The organism is Pseudomonadales bacterium, from assembly GCA_013215025.1.
GTDB lineage: Bacteria > Pseudomonadota > Gammaproteobacteria > Pseudomonadales > DT-91 > DT-91.
In genome coordinates this window covers 1-17622 of record JABSRR010000068.1, presented here as the reverse complement: position 1 = coordinate 17622, position 17622 = coordinate 1, and the positions used below count along the sequence as shown (strand labels likewise).

Below are 17622 nucleotides of genomic sequence, written 5' to 3'. Positions count from 1 at the left end.
AATAGGTTGCGCTGACATATAAAATTTCAGCAAGCATTTTTCTTTCACTCGTCATATATTTAATATTATCGAAGGCGCATTTCTAGAGAGCTATCCATGATTATCACCAACACCCATCAGTCAATTTTAACGATTACCATGTCACGCGCTGATAAAAAAAATGCGCTTACCGCTCAGATGTATCAAGATATCGCTAATGCGATCATTGCGGCGAATCATAATCCTACCATTAAATCGATCATCATCAGTGGCTCAGAGGGCGTGTTTTCTGCGGGCAATGATTTAGCTGATTTTTTGGCAAACCCTAATATGGATAAAGACAGCTCGGTTTATCAATTCTTGACTGCGCTGATTGATTGTCAGCTGCCATTGATCGCAGCTGTTGAAGGCATTGCGGTAGGTGTAGGAGCCACTATGTTACTTCACTGTGATAGGGTTATCGCTTCAGAAGGCGCGGTGTTTGCTATGCCTTTTGCCAACCTTGGTTTAGTGCCAGAGGCTGCGGCCTCTTTGTTGCTGCCGCGGCTGGTAGGCTATCAAAAAGCCGCTGAATGGTTATTAACGGGCGATCAATTTTCTGCAGCTAATGCAAGATCTGCAGGTTTTATTACAGAAGTGGTAGAGAATGATTCGGCCTTATCTTGCGCAAACGCTTTTGCTGCAAAGCTAGCCAGCAAGCCTAGATCAAGCCTTATTGCTACGAAAGCACTTTTGCGCCGCGACGAAGAGTCATTGAGAACGCGATTAGATGCTGAATTAACAGAGTTTATTAAGGGTTTAAATGGTGACGCGGCGAAAGAAGCGATGACTGCCTTCCTTGAGAAACGAAAGCCCGATTTCTCGAATTTTTAAGTATGAATAAGCTCGTTTCCTTTAGAGACTTATTTTATAATCTCTAGCTCTTTAATTGGTTTTAGGTATTGATATGTTGTTCAGGCAATTTCTACTGTCTTTATCGGTTATTTTATTTATCTCTGCGTGCAGCAACGATGACGATGATGATAACCGAGACGGCAATAGTGTTTTTCTTCATCTTGTCACAGATGCAGCACAGGTAAGAATTGAAGGCAATGACCGCAATTATGGCACCTTACGTTTTGAGCAATTTAGTAGCAGTGTTGCATTGACCGAGGGTGGCTATACGGTCGATTTGGTTGAGATTGACCAGCAAAACCTAGCCAATAACGAAACCATCGCGCGCGATGTGAAGTTTAATGTACGCCCAGATCGTAATAAATTCCAAGTCATTTATGGCGCAATTGCACAGAATAACGCCCAGATCGCCAGTCTTGAAATGGCTCGTGATGATGATTTTGCCGATGAAGATAACGATGAAAACATTTACTTCAACGTCACGCATTTATATACCGGCGCGAATCGGCCGGATGTTGATATTTACCTTGCCAGAGATGGTGCCGATGCTGCTGAAGCAACGTTGCAAGCCAGTTTAAGTTTTGCAGAAACCTCTGACGAGATTGTCATTGATGAGTCATCACAGGAATTAATTGTAGTGCTCGCCGGCACCTCGCCGAGCGATAGTGCAAATATCGTTTATCGCAGTGGTCGCGAGGTGATTTATGACGCCAGAGAGCAGGCCATTGTATTAGCCGAAAGTGTGGGCTTAGAGTCAAATACTATTGCTGCCTATTATTATGCAGTAGGCTTTTCGCCCGAAATCTGGCGCAACCAATTAGATGGTGAAACTGGCTTGGTGAAATTTGTCAATGCCTTGGTGGATGTCGAAGACGATATCACATCTTATTTAGATTCTGTGACTGTATCGGCTTTATCGGACAGTGCGTCAGCCACCGATGTGGCCTATGGATCCAGCAGTGAATACCAAGAGATAGCGACTGGCAATTATCGATTGTCATTCGACGCGGGTGTGTCAACATCGTGGAGCGATAATCTACGCATTGGTGCAGGCGTAGCGCAAACGGTTTATTTTTTTGGTGATGTAGATCAGAGCGGTCCGTTAACTGCTCCTCTTAAGTCGACGGACGACTTTAGGCAGCTTTCAAATTACGCGTCCTTGCAGCTGGTTCATCTTGTACCCGGTGACAGTGATGAGGATGCGCCAGTGGTTGATTTACATCTAACCAAAGATGGCTTTCTCGATGCTAGCACCTTAATTGCCTCAGGCTTGCAGTTTGGCGGCTCTGTCACATTCTATGTGCGTAATCCTAGTCAAGATGATACCTATTCGCTTGCGATCACGCGTAATGGTCAAGTAAGCACAGCACTGTTTACTTTGGCTTTAGATGGTGATGCCAGCCTGAAGTCTGGCTTAAGTCAGCAGTTTGCTGCGATCAAAAACTCCGCCAGCGGTGCAGCAGAGCTGGTCAATGTGAGTGTAGCCCTACCATAAATAAACGTCAGGATGAAAATTTTTAAATGATGAAGGCGCTGTTAAGCGCCTTTTTATGCGTAACGCAGCCATTTTTGGGGCTTATTTTAAACAGCTAGCAAAAGAGAAAGAGGCGATAGGGTAAGCAGAGCTAGAGAGTTAGAGAGTTAGAGAGCTAAAACTCGTTATCTAAGCAATGATAAATAGGCCTGAATCGTCTGTTCTAGACCCATCTGCAGTGCGTCAACAGTTATCGCATGACCAATAGATACTTCAAGTAGGCCGGTAAGCTTAGAAAAAACGGCTAGGTTATCAAGGTTCAGATCGTGACCGGCGTTAACACCAAGGCCTAATGAGGTCGCAAATGCTGCGGCACGATTATAAGCAATAAAGCTTTCTGCAAGATTGTCTGACCATGCATAAGGTCCGGTATATAGTTCAACCCGGTCAGCGCCAATATTGGCAGCCTGCTCAATCTGTTGACAGTCTGGGTCCATAAACAAGCTGACACGACATCCAAAATGTTGAATCTCTTGAATTATGTCGGCGAGTTCTGCATTGTCACCCGATAAATCAAAGCCATGGTCAGAGGTGAGCTGTGCATCTGAATCCGGCACCAAAGTGGCTTGTGCAGGTCGGCATTCAGATAACAAGGCCATGAGGCCTGGGTAATCAGCGACGTCTTTGCGCGAAGAGGGCATCGCCTTGGCATAGGGGTTACCCTCAATATTGAACTCTACTTGCCCATCGGTCAGCTGTTTTAACGCTAGACAATCTTGTGCGCGGATGTGTCGTTGGTCAGGGCGAGGGTGCACGGTAATGCCGTTCGCGCCAAAGTTGATACATTGCTGAGCATAGTCGATTAAATCAGGGTTGTTACCTTCGCGTGAATTACGAATTAACGCAATTTTATTAATATTGACTGATAGATCGATACTCATCGGGGCGATTACTTTAGATACTCAATATTTAGAATTTCAATCGCATCCTTAGGCACATTATTGTAAATACTGATGGTGCCGGTAGGTAAATTCTCCCATGCATCAATAACCGACATGTTTTCCACTTTGCCAAAAACCGCATAGCCAACATTATAATCTCGGTAGTCGAGGTGCGGGTTATCAATATAATTGATAAAAAATTGACTGGTAGCTGAGTCGGGCGACGAACGTCTCGCCATGGCTAGGGTGCCGCGTAAGTTTTTAAGTTCAACTTTGGCTTCATTTTTGATGGCAGCTTTGGTGTCTTTTTGTGCCAGCTCTTTGGTAAATCCGCCACCTTGAATCATAAATCCAGGAATCAGACGGTGAAAAATCGTGCCTTTGTAGAATCCACTGTCAACATAGCTTAAGAAGTTTTTTACCGTTATTGGGGCCTGCTGGTCATAAAGTTCGATTTTAAATTGGCCTTTGTTGGTTGTGATTAAAAGGCGCGTATTTTCCGCCATTGCCGTTGACGCTAAGCTTAAGCCAAGCGCGATTGCTAACAGCGCTGTAACGGAAAATTTAACAAGGGTATGTCGCATAAGTCTGTTCCTTTTTCTGCGATGAATGGCCTGTTTTTAGAATGATCCCCACTCAGAGCGTCGTTTCGAACGACTAAAGTTCTGTACGATGAGGGTGATAATAATGCCTAGAATAATAGTGAGAGCACCGTACATAAAGCTATTAGAGCGAAGCTCTTGACTTAGTCGGGTATTTTCCGCACGAAGCGTGTCGATCTGATTGCGCATATCATCATTTTGTTGCATTAGCTGCTTGTTGTTTTCATTTATCGCTAATTCGTTCGCAGAGAGATTACGCACTCGGTCGAGTTCTTTGTTCAGGCTGTTAAGCTTTACCGTATGGGCTTGCTGTTGGTTTTCGAGATCTTCAATATATTGTTGCGCGTCTAACAATTTTTCACTCAGGGGACCCGAGCTTGCGCTAAGCTGCTGAATTTGCTGTTGAGCTCTGCCAAGCTTGATTTGCGCGGTTGGCTCGGCAGTGAGGTAACGATTCTGCATCCAGCCAACGGTGCCTCGGCTGGTTTTAATCTGGCTCCAGCCTTCTTCGGTGGCAAGTAAGGTAACCTTGGTTCCGCTTTTCAAACCTTTGTGAACAATACGGTTTTTAGTACTGGCGCCAGAGCGCATGGGCACATATAGCACATCACTGATATAACGGGGTAAGTTTAGTACATCGGCAGCTGCACTTGCATCGGTTGAGGTGGCCTCTGCTGCCGTCTGCGAAGCAGCTGGGTTCTGCGCATAAGCGAATGACGGCAATAGGGTTGTTAAGATGACCACGATAAAAAATAGTTGATAGCGAGCGAAATCGATCACGAATATTCCTACAAACGGTTGAATGTTTTAACGAAGGTAAAAGCCTATTAATTCAGGGTAAAACCTTTTTAAAGGGTTTGATTGATACCGATTGGTATACGCCAGCGCTAACATAAGGGTCATCTTCTGCCCAAGCTTCGGCCTCTGCCAATGAGTCAAACTGAGCAATAACAATACTGCCAGTGAAGCCTGCTTCGGCAGGATTCTCGCTGTCAATGGCAGGGTTAGGGCCGGCCAATTCTAATCGACCTTGGCTTTTTAACTGTTCTAAACGCGCTAAATGTGCAGGTCTGGCTTGTAAGCGACGAGACAAAGAATCCTCAATGTCAGTACTGACAATGGCATATAACATGTTTTTTCCTTAGGACTGAATCGCCAAAAAGTCTTCAAGTTGATGGCCGGTTAGGGCTTGAATTTTACGCATAAAATAAAATAGCGCGCTACCCATGACCAGCATGCTGGGCAATGCAATAACGGGATAACTAAGCGCGGTCATTTTGCCAAGCTCTTCATTATAGGCAACTGTGCCTGGTTCGCTNACGACCACCATAATAGCTAAGATATAATTAAGTGCCGATGATAAAGCGAAAGACGCTGCGACCAGTAAAGAGCAGTTTTTCATCACTTTATCCAGCTGCTGTTGCAGCTGTTGTTGCTCAATAATGCTTTTTAAATAGTTTAATTTGAATATAGCTTCATTAAAGATTAATTTTTCAACCAGCGGGTATGGCGTCCAAGTTGATACCAATACAATCATACAAATCATGCCAGGTATAGCGGCTTCTTTAATCGCAATATATTCAGGTGGCAGCTTTAACAAGCTAATCGTGCCGGTCAATAGGGTGCTGATAAGACCAAGTACTGAAAAAATATTTATCGATTTGCGCTTAACAAAATCCATTAAGCCATAGCTAAAGGGAAAGGCTAGAGCAACAATCAGAGCCCATGTTGTACCTAGGTATGCATCGCCACTTAATTTAGACAAAATAAGGGCTGGGGCGAAAATATTAAAGATAAGATTTACCCAAATATTTTCGCGCTTTTCGGGCAGAACTTTATTATTATGCTGCTCACTATTTTTCGCGGTCATGCTAATCTCAATACATCGAAATAATGGACTGTATTCTGCCTAGCATTACGATTGCACGCAAGTGCCAAGCTGTGTAATTAGCGCCAGTAAGGTGTCGACGGCATTTTGCTTATATAGGCGGAAGCATAGGCGGTAAGTGTGGGCGGCAAGTATGGGCGGCTAAGAAATAAATCTGAACAATTTCATAAGCGCACAATGATGGAATATCTGCCCTAGCGCAATATGCAAGTGTGGCCAGAAACTTAACCGGTAACGATTTTAGATGCGATTTGATCTGCATACACATTCAACGGCTTCTGATGGGAAATTATCACCGACTGAATTGTTCAGCCGTGTTTCCGAGCTGTCGCTGGATCTGTTTGCCTTAACCGATCATGATACCCTAAACGGCTACCTTGATTTGCAGGCGCAAGGCTTGTTACAACAAGCGCCGTATTTTATCCCCGGGGTCGAATTTTCTGCGCTAGCAGAAAAGCTTAATGTGCATATTGTTGCCTTAGATTTTGACCCTACAAACCCAGCGCTTCAATCCTTGTTACAACAGCAGGCTGAGCGTCGTGAACGGCGCGCTAAACAGATTGCTGAGCGGCTATTAAAGCTGGGCTTGCCTGATTTGTATCCGGCTGCGCTGGCTAGGGCTGACAGTAGTGAGTCTGTTGGGCGGCCTCATTTTGCGGCAGCAATGGTTGATTTAGGTATTTGCAAATCCATCCAGCAAGCCTTTGATAAATGGCTAGGGAATGGCAAGCGTGGTGATGTAAAGTTGCTCTGGCCAAGCCTTGCTGAAGTGATTGACGCAGTGCATGCTGCTGGCGGTGTTTGCGTTTTGGCTCACCCGCTGCGTTACCAGCTTACCCTTAGCAAGGTTCGCAGTTTAATTGCCTTGTTCGCGGCAGTGGGCGGCGACGCGATAGAGGTAGTGGGTCAGCAAGCTAAGCCTGAACAGTTGAATCATCTCGTTAAAGTGGCGCTGCAATTTGGTCTTGCAGCTTCAGGCGGCTCTGACTTTCATGACCCAAAATGGGCGTGGGCTGCATTAGGGAAGGTTGATCCATTGCCCGTCAACATGCTGCCTGTTTGGGCGTTATTTCAACACACAAAACTTTCAAACTGATTTTTTCAGTGATGTGGTAAATCTATGTTTTTTCAAATTCACGAGCTTAATCCGCAAGATCGATTAGTTCAGCAGGTAGTTGACGGTTTATTGCAAGGGCAAACGGTGGTTTATCCTACCGATTCAGGTTATGCGCTGGGCTGTGCTTTAGGCAATAAGTCTGCACTGGATACCATTCGCTCGATTCGCCGTCTGGATCAAAAACATAATTTCACCCTTATGTGTCGTGATCTGTCAGAAATTAGTCACTATGCAAGGGTGGAAAATAATGAATATCGACTTATAAAAAGTTTAACACCTGGGCCTTACACCTTTATATTGCCTGCAACGCGCGAGGTGCCAAAAAGGCTAATGCATCCCAAAAAGAAAACTATCGGTATTCGCGTGCCTGATAATCGCATTGCCATGGCGATGCTCTCGGCCATGGGCGAGCCGCTGATGAGTGTATCGTTAATTATGCCAGGCGATGATATGGTCATGACCGATCCCTATGATATTCGCGATACGCTATCGAATCAGGTTGATATGATTATTGATGGCGGTTACTGTGGTTATGAGCCGACCACCGTACTTGATCTCTCCAGTGACCATGCTGAGCTGGTGCGTCAAGGTTCAGGTAGTGTGGCGTTTCTGGAAAGCGAGTGAAATAGGCTAAAAATCACGTTATACTCGATCGATCATGGATGGCATGCTAACCGCATGCATATTTCTTTTAAACCTATTTAAGCAGCATGATTATAAGCCGCAATGTCTAGCGATAATTCTGATACAACCGCTGAGCTTGAGCCAGCTTCGCCGCAAAGTAAGCAGGCTGAGGAAAGTCAGTTGGCGGCAGCTGATCCAGCCTCACAGCAACCGGCTAAAATGGGTGCACAGCAGGAAGAAATGCCTTTTGCGATGGTCGCTGGTTCGCCAGTGATTGAGGTGCCAAAAGATTTATATATTCCACCCTCAGCCTTGCAAGTTTTTTTAGAGGCATTTGAGGGGCCTTTAGACCTTTTACTGTATTTAATCCGCCGACAAAATATCGATATTCTCGACATTGAGATAGCATCCATAACAGAACAATACATGCAATATGTTGAGATGATGGATGCGATGCAGTTTGAACTGGCCGCCGAGTATTTACTGATGGCCGCGGTACTGGCGGAAATAAAATCGCGCATGCTATTGCCAAGGCAGGTAGCCGATGAAGATGATGAGGAAGACCCCCGAGCGGCGCTCATTCGTCGATTGCAGGAGTATGAACGCTTCAAACAGGCCGCAGAAGAGATTGATGAACTACCGCGGGTAGGCCGTGAGGTCTTTCAAGCGGCAGCAGCGCCGCCTGACCTCGATAAAGCCCGTCCTCACCCTGAGGTAGAGATGAAAGAAATCTTACTGGCTTTTGGTGAAGTATTGCGGCGCGCTGAAATGTTTGAAAGCCACCAAGTACAGCGTGAGAAGTTATCAACTCGTGAACGCATGTCACAAGTTTTAGACCAGCTGCAAAACAAGCAATTTGTGCCGTTTGTNTCACTATTTGTGGCAGAAGAAGGGCGGTTGGGGGTCGTTGTGACCTTTTTAGCGATCATGGAATTAGTTAAGGAATCGTTGCTAGAGGTCGTTCAAACCGACGCCTTTGGTGCTATACATGTCAAAGCAAGATCATCATGAGTATGCCAATAGATCAACTTAAACAAATCATTGAGGCGGCGATTATGGCCGCGGACAAACCACTGACCATTGCGCAAATGCAAGCTTTGTTTATTGTTGATGATGGTTTGGATATAGCAACTGAGTCTTACAAACCTAGCAAAGCTGAACTTGAAGCGGCATTAGAAGATATCCAGCTTGATTCTGCAGATCGCGGCTTCGAGTTGCAGCAGGTTGCTTCAGGTTGGCGCTTTCAAGTTAAACAAGAGTTCGCGCCTTGGGTGGGTCGTTTGTGGGAAGAAAAACCGCAGCGTTATTCGAGGGCCTTACTAGAAACCTTGGCCTTAATTGCCTATCGCCAGCCGATTACCCGTGGTGAAATTGAAGAAATTCGCGGCGTTGCGGTTTCCAGCCAAATTATCAAAACCTTAAGCGAGCGCCAATGGGTTAAAGTGATTGGCCATAAAGATGTGCCAGGGCGGCCATCGATGTATGCAACGACCAAAGAATTTTTGGACTATTTTAATCTATCGTCATTGGAACAATTGCCAACCTTAGCCGAGCTGCGTGATTTAGATAGCTTGAATTCTGAACTCGATCTTGCGGTTGATAGCGACTCTGCCAGCGCTGATGCAACAACTGCGGATCAGAGTTCAGATGCATCGGCAAACGACACTGTAGACAACGATTTACATGAAGATGCAGATATGATCTCAGATCACGCTGCTGCTCACAATGCAGATGATAATGCAGAAGAAAGCGCGCAAGAAAGCGAAGAAGAAAGCGCTCAAGAAAGCGCAGACGAAATCATAGAAGAAACTATGTATACAAGCACTGAGACAAATACCGCAGAAGATGCTGAAAACCTCGCAGCAGAAAGCATGGCTGACACTGAGAATGCTGCAGCCGAAACTGGCGATGATCGCTTAATTCAAGCCGCCGATATTTTTAAATCATCATAAATCATGCCGTGAGGCAGCAGGAGAACGCTTGCTATGGCCAAGCCAGAAAATACTGAAAAACTGCAAAAAGTTATTGCTAGAGCTGGCCTTGCCTCTCGGCGCGAAGCAGAGCGTTGGATTCAAGAGGGGCGTTTACGGGTAAATGGTCGGCTAGCCACGATTGGCGATCGAGTGACCGATCTTGATCGCATCGACTTAGACGGTAAACGCATTCGCCACAAGTCCTCAGAGCAATTTAAACGTCGAGTCTTAGCCTATCATAAGCCGGTTGGTGAAATTTGCTCGCGCAAAGACCCTGAAGGCAGAAAAACCGTGTTTGATCGTTTGCCGCGACTGCAAGGTGAGCGATGGATCGCGGTAGGACGGCTCGACTATAACACCTCAGGTCTGTTGCTGTTTACTAATGACGGTGAGCTTGCCAACTTGTTAATGCATCCTTCCAGTCAAATTGATCGTGAATACTTGGTCAGAGTGATGGGCGATGTAGATGAATCGATGATGCAGCGTTTGCGTGAGGGCGTATTGTTGGAGGATGGTGAGGCGCGTTTTACCGATATTCAGCATGACGCGCGAAGCGAAGAAGAGAGCATCAATCAATGGTACTCTGTTTGCGTAATGGAAGGGCGTAACCGCGAAGTTAGGCGACTATGGGAGTCTCAAGGGGTTACCGTTAGCCGTCTAAAACGGGTGCGGTTTGGGCCGATTTTTCTCACCACTAAACTGCGCCAAGGTCGCTTTCAAGATCTGACTGAACGTGATATTCGTCATTTAATTGATGCGGCAACCCCCAAGCCTATTGCGCCCAGCGCTGAAGAGTCCGTCGATGCTTAAACCGCAAGACATTGTGATTGCGGTCAAACTGCTGTGTCTTGCAAAACAAGACTGGTCTCAAGGCTCGCTTGCCCAGTCACTTTTTATCAGTGTGTCTGAGGTGAACGCCGGTTTAAAACGTCTGCAGCAGTGTAATTTGATTGAGCCGCATGCTGACGGCAGGCGATGGCAGGTGAAAAAGGCCAATTTTCGTGAGTTTTTATTGCATGGCATAGCCTATGTCTATCCGGCACAAAAGTCGGCGCCATGCCATGGCCTGCCGACCGCAAGCTCTCACCCAGATTTGCAGCAGCATTTTAAACCTTCATCTTTGCCTGCTATGGTGTGGCCCAATCCCTCAGCTAGCTGCAGCGGTTTTGCCTTATTACCTTTATATCCCTCAGTGATTAAGGCAGTAAGCCAAGACGCTGAGCTATATCAATGGCTAGCGATTATTGATAGCTTACGTGATCAAGATAATGCTGAAATTGATGTGGCCAAAGTGCTACTGCGTGAGAAATTTTCCTCACGCAGTAAACGACTGCCACCATCAGAGCAAGACGCGCAAGGACTGGCAGGCGCTCAGGCTAAGACAGAGGCAAAAACAAAGGCAAAGCATGATGCTGTATTTGATGATCAGCAGCTTGACCTGTTGGCATAATAGTTTTAACCCTAAGCTATGTTGACAACCCCGTTGCCAACCTCAACCCCATCTCTGCTGCCAGAGCCAGCAATAGTTTTTCAGCACCGTGATTTTGTCGTGTTGAATAAGCCAGCAGGTTTTTCAGTGCAAGAGTTAAGCAAGCACTATCAAACTGCTTTTGCACATTTTCACCCTGTACATCGGCTCGACAAAGATACCTCAGGCGTCTGGTTAGTTGCCAAAACGGCGCTGGCCAACCAGCAATTATCGCAGGCATTTTTACATCAAGCTGTGAGTAAGCACTATATTGCGCTGGTGCATGGTGGTAAACGCTTGAAAAAAAAGCAGGGTTGGATTGTTGGTGATATGCAAAAATCTCGTCGCAAAGCTTGGCGCTTATTAGCAAGCAAGCAAAATCCTGCAACAACCTATTTTGAAACTCTGTCATTGCCTGTCAACGACGGTGTGCCTTTTGCTGCACGATTGGCTTACTTGCAACCATTAAGCGGCAAAACCCATCAGCTCCGTGTGGCGATGAAGGCTAATGGTTCGCCTATTGTGGGCGATAATATTTATCGCTCTGCCCAAGCGAACGCTGCAGACCGGCTGTATCTTCATGCTTTCAAGCTTTGCTTTAGCTATCAAGGCGAGTCATTTGCAATCCAAGCATGGCCCAGTCAGGGTGAATATTTTTTAACCGCTGGGCTACAGAAACGGCTTGAGGCGTTTGAGCCTAGGCCGGTTCATCGGTAAAATACTGTTTTCTATATCAATAAGCAAAATAGCTATGGCAAAAATTCATATCAAGCGCGCTTTTACCATGGATCTGGATGAGCTGCAGAAAGGTATGCAGGATCTTGCCGATCAATTGCAGTCGGAACACGGCATGCAATATGCTTGGAAGAATCCGCAGCAGATTGATTTTAAACATAAGGCAGGCAAAGGCTCGCTTGCTATTGAAGGCAAACATTTGGTTTTGTCTTTAAAACTCGGCATGCTTTATGCGGCGATGGCCCCTGTGGTTAAGTCGCGTATTAATGCATGGGCAGACGAGTATATTGTCTAGGGAAGATTCACCAGCCCGAATAGTCAGTTATGAAGTCGTTGTTAATAAACCTCTATAAGTATTTATTCTTCTTTCCCTTTTTTGCCATCATGACCGCTACTCTGGCATATGTGTGTGTATTCGTATGCTTGTTTAGTCAGCGCATCGCTAGCCGCTATATCGCGAGATTTTGGGCCAGGGCGACCTATCGTTTAAGTTTCTCTAGGCTGAGAATTGTTGGGCAAGAGCATCTCGACCCAAAACGATCGTATGTGGTGGTGGTCAATCATATGAGCGTATTCGATATTTTAGTGTTGTATGGCTACTTAGATTTAGACTTACGCTGGGTAATGAAGAAAGAGCTGCGCAAGATGCCATTTCTTGGTTGGGCGACTGCGGCATTAGGGCATATTTTTATGGATCGCAGTAACAGCCAAAAGGCGTTTGAAACCTTGCGTGCATTAAAGCAAACCTTACCCGAGAGCTGTTCGATTTTATTCTTTCCTGAGGGTACACGCTCAAATGGCGAGCTTAAGCGTTTTAAACGAGGAGCATTTAATACCGCCAAAACCCTTGAATTTGCGGTATTACCGATCACACTCAACGGTACTGAAAAAATTATGCCCAGTAATACACTGGAGTTACATCCGGGGCTAACAGAAATTATCATTCACCCAGCCATTTCTGAACAGCAAGTTCAAGATACGGATGAGCTAGTATTAGCGGCTGAATGTCAGCAAATTATCGGCGCCGCGCGTATACCTTAGCCAAATATTCATCGCGAGAGCAAGAACTATGTTTACTGGAATTGTCCAACAGTGTGTGCCAATTCATTGGCTGGAAAAAAAGCCTGGTTTAGTGCGTTTCAGTCTGCTGCTTGAGGGTCAACTGGCTGAAGGGGTAAATATTGGAGCCAGCATCGCAATTAATGGAGTCTGTTTAACCGTCACTGAGTTTAAGCCCTGTGATAGTGGCTTAGAGGTATTCTTTGACATGATGCAGCAAACATTAATGCTGACAAATACCGCTGAGTTTGCCACGGGATCAGCCGTAAATGTTGAGCGTTCGGCGCAAGCGATGCAGGAAGTAGGTGGTCATATTGTTTCTGGTCATATTGATGCACAGGCCGAGATTATTGCCATTGAACACTCTGAAAACAACTGCAAGATGCGCTTTCAAGTACCACAAAATTTGAGTAAATATCTGTTTAATAAAGGCTTTGTTGCGCTCAATGGCTGCAGTCTTACGATTGCTGATTGCAGTGCAAAAGATGGCTGGTTAGACGTTTGGTTTATTCCTGAAACTCTGCGGGCAACAAACTTCGGTCAGCTTAGCCCAGGTGCAAAAGTGAACCTTGAAGTCGAGCGTGCAACCCAAGCGATCGTGGATACGGTTGAGCGAGTTTTAGCTGATAAAAATATCGGCAGCATCGCGGATATTAGCAACGCCGGCAGTATCAACAACAGTAACAGCTAACGCTTGCTTAAATAGCTTAAACAAATAGCTCAATTTAATAGCTCTTTAAAAAGCTATTTTAAAGCCCTTTAAAAAGTAAAGCCGAATGAATAGCCACTTAGCGGGAAGATAAGTCGTTAACGGTTTAGCTATTTAGCCGTCAGTTAAATCAACCGCAATATGCTCATTCAGGCCCAACATAAGATTCATGTTTTGCACACAAGCACCCGAAGCACCTTTGCCAAGATTATCAAGCTTGGCAACTACCAGGGTTTGCGCGTAGTGAGGGTTACTAAAGCAAAATATCTCACAGCGGTTTTGTCCACTGATGCCGTGAGGGGTTAAAAATGGCGCGTTTTGTTCGACATCATTGAGCGCATGAACCAAGACGAGTGGTTCATTCTCATAATAGTTTACAAATAGCTGCTGCAGCGCTGCGCCAACGTTGTCGCCTGTCAGATTTAAGGCATGATGATCGAGCATAATATGCACCAACATGCCTTGCTCATAGGCTGATACAGAGGGAATAAATACCGGCCTACGCTTAACACCTGACCATTGATGAATTTCTGCGGTATGCTTGTGCTCAAACTCAAGCCCATATAAGCCAAAAGTAGGTGCCTGCGGAGGCACTGCCTGGTAGCGCTCAATCATCTGCTTGCCACCACCAGAATAGCCAGACACGGCATTGATACTGATCAAATAGTCATCAACCAGACAATCAGCCTCGCTCAAGGGTTTCAGTAATAAATTGGCACCGGTAGCGTAGCAACCTGGGTTAGAAACTTTGTTTGCTTGTTGTATCTGCTGTCGTTGATCTGGAGCTAGCTCGGCTAAGCCATATACCCAATCATCTGCTGTGCGGTGAGCAGAGCTTGCATCCAAAACACGAACGCCCATAGCCTCACAAAGAACTGCAGCTTCTTTGGCGGCAGCATCAGGTAAGCACAGCACGCACAAGTCTACGGCAGATAAAATGGCTTTCTTAGCGCTCATGTCCTTGCGCAGTGCAGGGTCAATCGAGACCACCTCAATATGCGGGTGGTTTAGTAGCCGCTGACGAATTTGTAAGCCTGTCGTACCGGCTTCGCCATCGATAAAAATTTTATACTGTGTTTGGCTCATGATGTTCTCATTGGATTAAGCCTCAGCTCTCGAGTTAGCAAAAAGGCTATCGTGATTGACGGTTATTCTCTTGCTGGCTTGATAATAGTAAACACCGTAAGCGTCAGAAAAACAAAAAAGGTGCCGTTAAGCACCTTGTTGGCATTCAAGCACCGATCTTTGGGTTTGTAGATCGCGGGTTGGTGGCTAATCGCTATTTGCAAGAAGCACTCGCTGCACATGACAACACTATGTAATAAGCAGCGAGGCAGCGCTTAATAACCGTTTAAGCTCGCATAGCGGTCGCGCAAAAAGCCTGAGTGACCTAAGGTCGCAATCGCCGCACGCGCACGCTTCAAAAATAAGCCAATATCAAGCTCGTCTGTGACGCCAATACCGCCATGCATTTGTGTAGCTTCGTCAGTGACCAATTTAAAGGTATCGTTTAATTTGGTTTTGGCAATCGCCGCAAGCTCAGCGCGATTGTCAGCATTTTCGTCAATGGCTGCAAGTGCTGCTAAAACGACAGATTTAGACAGCTCAATTTCAACAAACATTTGTGCAGCACGATGCTTTAAGGCCTGAAACGAACCAATTTTCACACCAAATTGCTCACGCTCTTTCAAATATGCCATGGTCCGTTCAAACATTTCTAGACAGCCACCGAGCATTTCTGCAGCCAAAATTGCTCGACCGCGATCCAGTACATCATCCAATGCTGGGTAGGCTTGGTCTGCTTCGCCAATCAACGCATCAGCGCTTACGCGAACATTATCCAGCTGAACTTGCGCTGCATTGCGGCTGTCCATCATGATGGTGCGGTTAATGCTTAGACCAGCAGCGTCGTTATCAACTAAAAATACGCTAATACCCGCGGCAGAATGGGTTTCACCATTGCTCACATTTTTGGTTCTCGCGACCACTAACAGTTTATCGGCAGAGTGACCGTCTAAAACGAAGCTTTTCGCGCCATTTAACACATACTGCTCGCCATCGCGCGTGGCTGACGTATTGATCGCATAAGGTGCATGCTGATTACCTTCTTCTAGGGCAAGCGCTAGGGTGATTTCGCCAGCCGCGATTTGCGGTAATAAGACTTCTTTTTGGCTATCGCTAGCCAGTAATTCAATCGTCGAGGCCCCTAAAACAATGGTAGAGAACAAAGGTGATGCGGCTAAAGTTCGGCCGGCTTCTTCAAAAATGACCCCAAGACCAAAAAAACCAAATTCCAAACCACCAAATGCTTCAGGTATTGCAATGCCAGCCCAGCCTTGTTCATTGACCATTTTTTGCCAAAGTTCTGGGTCGTAGCCGGTTGCATCTTGCTGGTCGCGCAACGCACGAAAAGCTTCAATAGGCGCATGCTCTGCTAAAAAACCTTTAGCAGAATCTTTTAAAATACGCTGCTCTTCATTCAGTACTAATGCCATTAAGCCTCTCCAAGCATCAATATGGCTGAAAACGTGTCAGCCAGTAATTAAAAACGCGCAAATTTTAACGCAGCAAGCGTTTAATTTCTAGCGCTAAGATATTGAAAATACATTAAAAAGCCAGAGATGACTGGCTTTTCATAAAGCTCGGTGACGAGCAGTGCGGTGATAGCTATTAAGAAGAAAGCTGTTTAGAAGAAAGCTGTTTAGAAGAAAGCTAAGTAGCAGCTAGCTTATGCTTTAATCAGCTTTTGTTTGCCAGCCGCTTCAGCCATGGTATTGAACATGCTGCGGTAAAATGGCTTAGATTCTTCAATGCCTTGTTCAGTGCTGTAAATTGGCTCAAAACCAAGTTCTTGCCGCGCTTTATCAATACTAAAGTAGTTATGCACGCCAATTCGTTCTATCGCCAAAGGCGGTAAAATCGGCTCGGGTAGGCCAAATTTAAAGTGCAGCTCTTGCCATAATGTCATGACACCATGCACCATCCAGTAAGGTATCTTGATATTGTGGATCTTCGCCCCGCAAGCCTCGATAATAGGCTCAGCAAAATCAAACATATTGATCGGGTCGCCGTCGTTAATAAAATAGGCTTGACCAGGAGCGGTACCGCCCTCAAGCAAGTGTTCGGCCGCTAGTATTTGGCCGTGAATGAGGTTGTGAACATAGGTGTTGTCGAGTAGCGCGGAGCCATCACCAACACGAGTCACAGGCACACCATTAATGATTTGTTCAAAAAAGATACGAAAGACGGTTTGGTCACCCGGACCCCAGATGCCAGAAGGGCGAATAGCGCAGGTCAGGACGCCGTTTTGACCATTTTGAGCCAGTACCCACTTCTCAGCAATAACTTTAGTTTCAGTGTATAAGTCATTGAATCTCTTAGTGTATGGTGTCTCTTCACATGCATTCTCTAAGGGCTCACCACCAATAATCACCGAGTTTGATGCGGTATACACAAAGCGTTTGCCACCTGCCTGTTGTAAAGCACGAAGTAAACCCTTGGTGCCTTCCACATTGATCATATAAGAACGGTCACGATAGGCTTTAGTGACATTTTTGCCGCCTTTCAACTCAATAATGGCAGCTGTATGGAATACAGTGTCAACCCCTTTAACCGCCTCGGCAACAATCTCGGCATCACAAATATTGCCCTCAATCACAGTAAGGTTTTCATGCTCAAGATCGGTTGGTACCAAGTCGAAGCTGCGGACATGTAAGCCACGATCGAGCAATGTCTGCACAAAGTTTTTACCCACAAAACCAGAGCCACCGGTTACTAAAACGGTGCCAAGATCGTCGACGGTAAGAGATTTATCAGCGCTTGTCATAAATTTTTCATCGTTAAAATAAGCGTGCGATTATAAACATTCGCTTGGCGCATAACAGCGATTCTGCTGATCCTTAATAGACTGTAATTATGCCGATCATATTAAAGTGATCTAAAGCAGGCGTGCCTGCTGATCACTTACATTAGGATGGTGTGAAATGCAGCTGATTTTCCAGCCAGGTTTTGGTTGCAGCCAGCGTTCATGCGTGAAAAAGCGTAATCTTCCTTTATTATCAACGGCATAGACAGGGGTTAACTCTCTGTCTTGTGCCAGTAAGTCCGTAAATAAAAATTCCTCAGACAATAAAGTGGTTTTAATTTTTGCCTCTTGTTA

General features: G+C 45.7%; 20 protein-coding genes. 12 read left to right on the top strand and 8 right to left on the bottom strand.

What is annotated here, in order from left to right; genetic code table 11:
* Window positions 1-96 precede the first annotated feature (96 nt).
* On the top strand, window positions 97-852 hold the full coding sequence (locus tag HRU21_06825; protein NRA42009.1) for an enoyl-CoA hydratase: 756 nt from the start codon (window positions 97-99) through the stop codon (window positions 850-852).
* 73 nt (window positions 853-925) lie between these two features.
* Window positions 926-2368, top strand: a complete 1443-nt coding sequence (locus HRU21_06820) for a DUF4397 domain-containing protein (protein NRA42008.1) — start codon at window positions 926-928, stop codon at window positions 2366-2368.
* 164 nt (window positions 2369-2532) lie between these two features.
* On the opposite strand, the gene HRU21_06815 is transcribed toward HRU21_06820, so the two are convergent.
* Genes HRU21_06815 through HRU21_06795 form a run of 5 tightly spaced genes read right to left on the bottom strand, consistent with a single transcriptional unit; the run spans window position 2533 to window position 5721 of the window.
* The gene (locus HRU21_06815; GenBank protein ID NRA42007.1) at window positions 2533-3288 is read right to left on the bottom strand and encodes a pyridoxine 5'-phosphate synthase; all 756 of its coding nucleotides are present in this window, start codon (window positions 3286-3288) and stop codon (window positions 2533-2535) included.
* An 8-nt stretch (window positions 3289-3296) separates the two neighbouring features.
* Window positions 3297-3872 carry a peptidylprolyl isomerase gene (locus tag HRU21_06810; GenBank protein ID NRA42006.1) on the bottom strand — a complete coding sequence of 192 codons (576 nt, stop codon included), beginning with the start codon at window positions 3870-3872 and terminating at the stop codon, window positions 3297-3299.
* Window positions 3873-3908: 36 nt separating this feature from the next.
* Entirely contained in the window at window positions 3909-4670 is a 762-nt protein-coding gene (locus HRU21_06805) for a TIGR04211 family SH3 domain-containing protein (GenBank protein ID NRA42005.1), read from the bottom strand.
* 52 nt (window positions 4671-4722) lie between these two features.
* The gene (locus HRU21_06800; GenBank protein ID NRA42004.1) at window positions 4723-5022 is read right to left on the bottom strand and encodes a YciI family protein; all 300 of its coding nucleotides are present in this window, start codon (window positions 5020-5022) and stop codon (window positions 4723-4725) included.
* A 9-nt stretch (window positions 5023-5031) separates the two neighbouring features.
* Window positions 5032-5721, bottom strand: coding sequence for an MFS transporter (locus HRU21_06795; GenBank protein NRA42003.1), 690 nt, complete (start codon window positions 5719-5721; stop codon window positions 5032-5034).
* A gap of 301 nt (window positions 5722-6022) precedes the next feature.
* Between HRU21_06795 and HRU21_06790 the strand changes: the two genes are divergently transcribed.
* The 10 genes from HRU21_06790 to HRU21_06745 all read left to right on the top strand — a co-directional run bounded on the left by HRU21_06790 (window position 6023) and on the right by HRU21_06745 (window position 13445).
* Window positions 6023-6874 (top strand): PHP domain-containing protein, encoded by an 852-nt coding sequence (locus HRU21_06790; protein NRA42002.1) that lies wholly within the window; start codon window positions 6023-6025, stop codon window positions 6872-6874.
* A 24-nt stretch (window positions 6875-6898) separates the two neighbouring features.
* The gene (locus HRU21_06785) at window positions 6899-7519 is read left to right on the top strand and encodes a threonylcarbamoyl-AMP synthase (protein ID NRA42001.1); all 621 of its coding nucleotides are present in this window, start codon (window positions 6899-6901) and stop codon (window positions 7517-7519) included.
* Window positions 7520-7621: 102 nt separating this feature from the next.
* Window positions 7622-8530, top strand: coding sequence for a segregation/condensation protein A (locus HRU21_06780; GenBank protein NRA42000.1), 909 nt, complete (start codon window positions 7622-7624; stop codon window positions 8528-8530).
* Window positions 8527-9471, top strand: coding sequence for an SMC-Scp complex subunit ScpB (gene scpB / locus HRU21_06775; GenBank protein NRA41999.1), 945 nt, complete (start codon window positions 8527-8529; stop codon window positions 9469-9471). Before HRU21_06780 ends, scpB begins: the two co-directional genes overlap by 4 nt.
* 33 nt (window positions 9472-9504) lie before the next feature.
* The gene (locus HRU21_06770; protein NRA41998.1) at window positions 9505-10302 is read left to right on the top strand and encodes a pseudouridine synthase; all 798 of its coding nucleotides are present in this window, start codon (window positions 9505-9507) and stop codon (window positions 10300-10302) included.
* On the top strand, window positions 10295-10942 hold the full coding sequence (locus HRU21_06765) for a hypothetical protein (GenBank protein ID NRA41997.1): 648 nt from the start codon (window positions 10295-10297) through the stop codon (window positions 10940-10942). Before HRU21_06770 ends, HRU21_06765 begins: the two co-directional genes overlap by 8 nt.
* Before the next feature lie 18 nt (window positions 10943-10960).
* Window positions 10961-11677 (top strand): RNA pseudouridine synthase, encoded by a 717-nt coding sequence (locus tag HRU21_06760; GenBank protein NRA41996.1) that lies wholly within the window; start codon window positions 10961-10963, stop codon window positions 11675-11677.
* A 34-nt stretch (window positions 11678-11711) separates the two neighbouring features.
* Window positions 11712-11990 carry a polyhydroxyalkanoic acid system family protein gene (locus tag HRU21_06755; protein NRA41995.1) on the top strand — a complete coding sequence of 93 codons (279 nt, stop codon included), beginning with the start codon at window positions 11712-11714 and terminating at the stop codon, window positions 11988-11990.
* A 29-nt stretch (window positions 11991-12019) separates the two neighbouring features.
* On the top strand, window positions 12020-12736 hold the full coding sequence (locus HRU21_06750) for a 1-acyl-sn-glycerol-3-phosphate acyltransferase (protein NRA41994.1): 717 nt from the start codon (window positions 12020-12022) through the stop codon (window positions 12734-12736).
* 28 nt (window positions 12737-12764) lie between these two features.
* Window positions 12765-13445 (top strand): riboflavin synthase subunit alpha, encoded by a 681-nt coding sequence (locus HRU21_06745; GenBank protein ID NRA41993.1) that lies wholly within the window; start codon window positions 12765-12767, stop codon window positions 13443-13445.
* Window positions 13446-13577: 132 nt separating this feature from the next.
* On the opposite strand, the gene argC is transcribed toward HRU21_06745, so the two are convergent.
* The 3 genes from argC to HRU21_06730 all read right to left on the bottom strand — a co-directional run bounded on the left by argC (window position 13578) and on the right by HRU21_06730 (window position 17289).
* Window positions 13578-14549 (bottom strand): N-acetyl-gamma-glutamyl-phosphate reductase, encoded by a 972-nt coding sequence (argC, locus tag HRU21_06740; GenBank protein NRA41992.1) that lies wholly within the window; start codon window positions 14547-14549, stop codon window positions 13578-13580.
* Window positions 14550-14803: 254 nt separating this feature from the next.
* On the bottom strand, window positions 14804-15958 hold the full coding sequence (locus HRU21_06735; protein ID NRA41991.1) for an acyl-CoA dehydrogenase family protein: 1155 nt from the start codon (window positions 15956-15958) through the stop codon (window positions 14804-14806).
* Between the two features lie 233 nt (window positions 15959-16191).
* On the bottom strand, window positions 16192-17289 hold the full coding sequence (locus tag HRU21_06730; protein NRA41990.1) for an NAD-dependent epimerase/dehydratase family protein: 1098 nt from the start codon (window positions 17287-17289) through the stop codon (window positions 16192-16194).
* Window positions 17290-17622 lie beyond the last annotated feature (333 nt).

Bases quoted from the DNA above. Each gene is read 5' to 3' on its own strand.
- HRU21_06825 (NRA42009.1), top strand. From the start codon at position 97: ATGATTATCACCAACACCCATCAGTCAATTTTAACGATTACCATGTCA.
- HRU21_06820 (NRA42008.1), top strand. From the start codon at position 926: ATGTTGTTCAGGCAATTTCTACTGTCTTTATCGGTTATTTTATTTATC.
- HRU21_06815 (NRA42007.1), bottom strand. From the start codon at position 3,288: ATGAGTATCGATCTATCAGTCAATATTAATAAAATTGCGTTAATTCGT.
- HRU21_06810 (NRA42006.1), bottom strand. From the start codon at position 3,872: ATGCGACATACCCTTGTTAAATTTTCCGTTACAGCGCTGTTAGCAATC.
- HRU21_06800 (NRA42004.1), bottom strand. From the start codon at position 5,022: ATGTTATATGCCATTGTCAGTACTGACATTGAGGATTCTTTGTCTCGT.
- HRU21_06790 (NRA42002.1), top strand. From the start codon at position 6,023: ATGCGATTTGATCTGCATACACATTCAACGGCTTCTGATGGGAAATTA.
- HRU21_06785 (NRA42001.1), top strand. From the start codon at position 6,899: ATGTTTTTTCAAATTCACGAGCTTAATCCGCAAGATCGATTAGTTCAG.
- scpB (NRA41999.1), top strand. From the start codon at position 8,527: ATGAGTATGCCAATAGATCAACTTAAACAAATCATTGAGGCGGCGATT.
- HRU21_06770 (NRA41998.1), top strand. From the start codon at position 9,505: ATGGCCAAGCCAGAAAATACTGAAAAACTGCAAAAAGTTATTGCTAGA.
- HRU21_06765 (NRA41997.1), top strand. From the start codon at position 10,295: ATGCTTAAACCGCAAGACATTGTGATTGCGGTCAAACTGCTGTGTCTT.
- HRU21_06760 (NRA41996.1), top strand. From the start codon at position 10,961: ATGTTGACAACCCCGTTGCCAACCTCAACCCCATCTCTGCTGCCAGAG.
- HRU21_06755 (NRA41995.1), top strand. From the start codon at position 11,712: ATGGCAAAAATTCATATCAAGCGCGCTTTTACCATGGATCTGGATGAG.
- HRU21_06750 (NRA41994.1), top strand. From the start codon at position 12,020: ATGAAGTCGTTGTTAATAAACCTCTATAAGTATTTATTCTTCTTTCCC.
- HRU21_06745 (NRA41993.1), top strand. From the start codon at position 12,765: ATGTTTACTGGAATTGTCCAACAGTGTGTGCCAATTCATTGGCTGGAA.
- argC (NRA41992.1), bottom strand. From the start codon at position 14,549: ATGAGCCAAACACAGTATAAAATTTTTATCGATGGCGAAGCCGGTACG.
- HRU21_06735 (NRA41991.1), bottom strand. From the start codon at position 15,958: ATGGCATTAGTACTGAATGAAGAGCAGCGTATTTTAAAAGATTCTGCT.
- HRU21_06730 (NRA41990.1), bottom strand. From the start codon at position 17,289: ATGACAAGCGCTGATAAATCTCTTACCGTCGACGATCTTGGCACCGTT.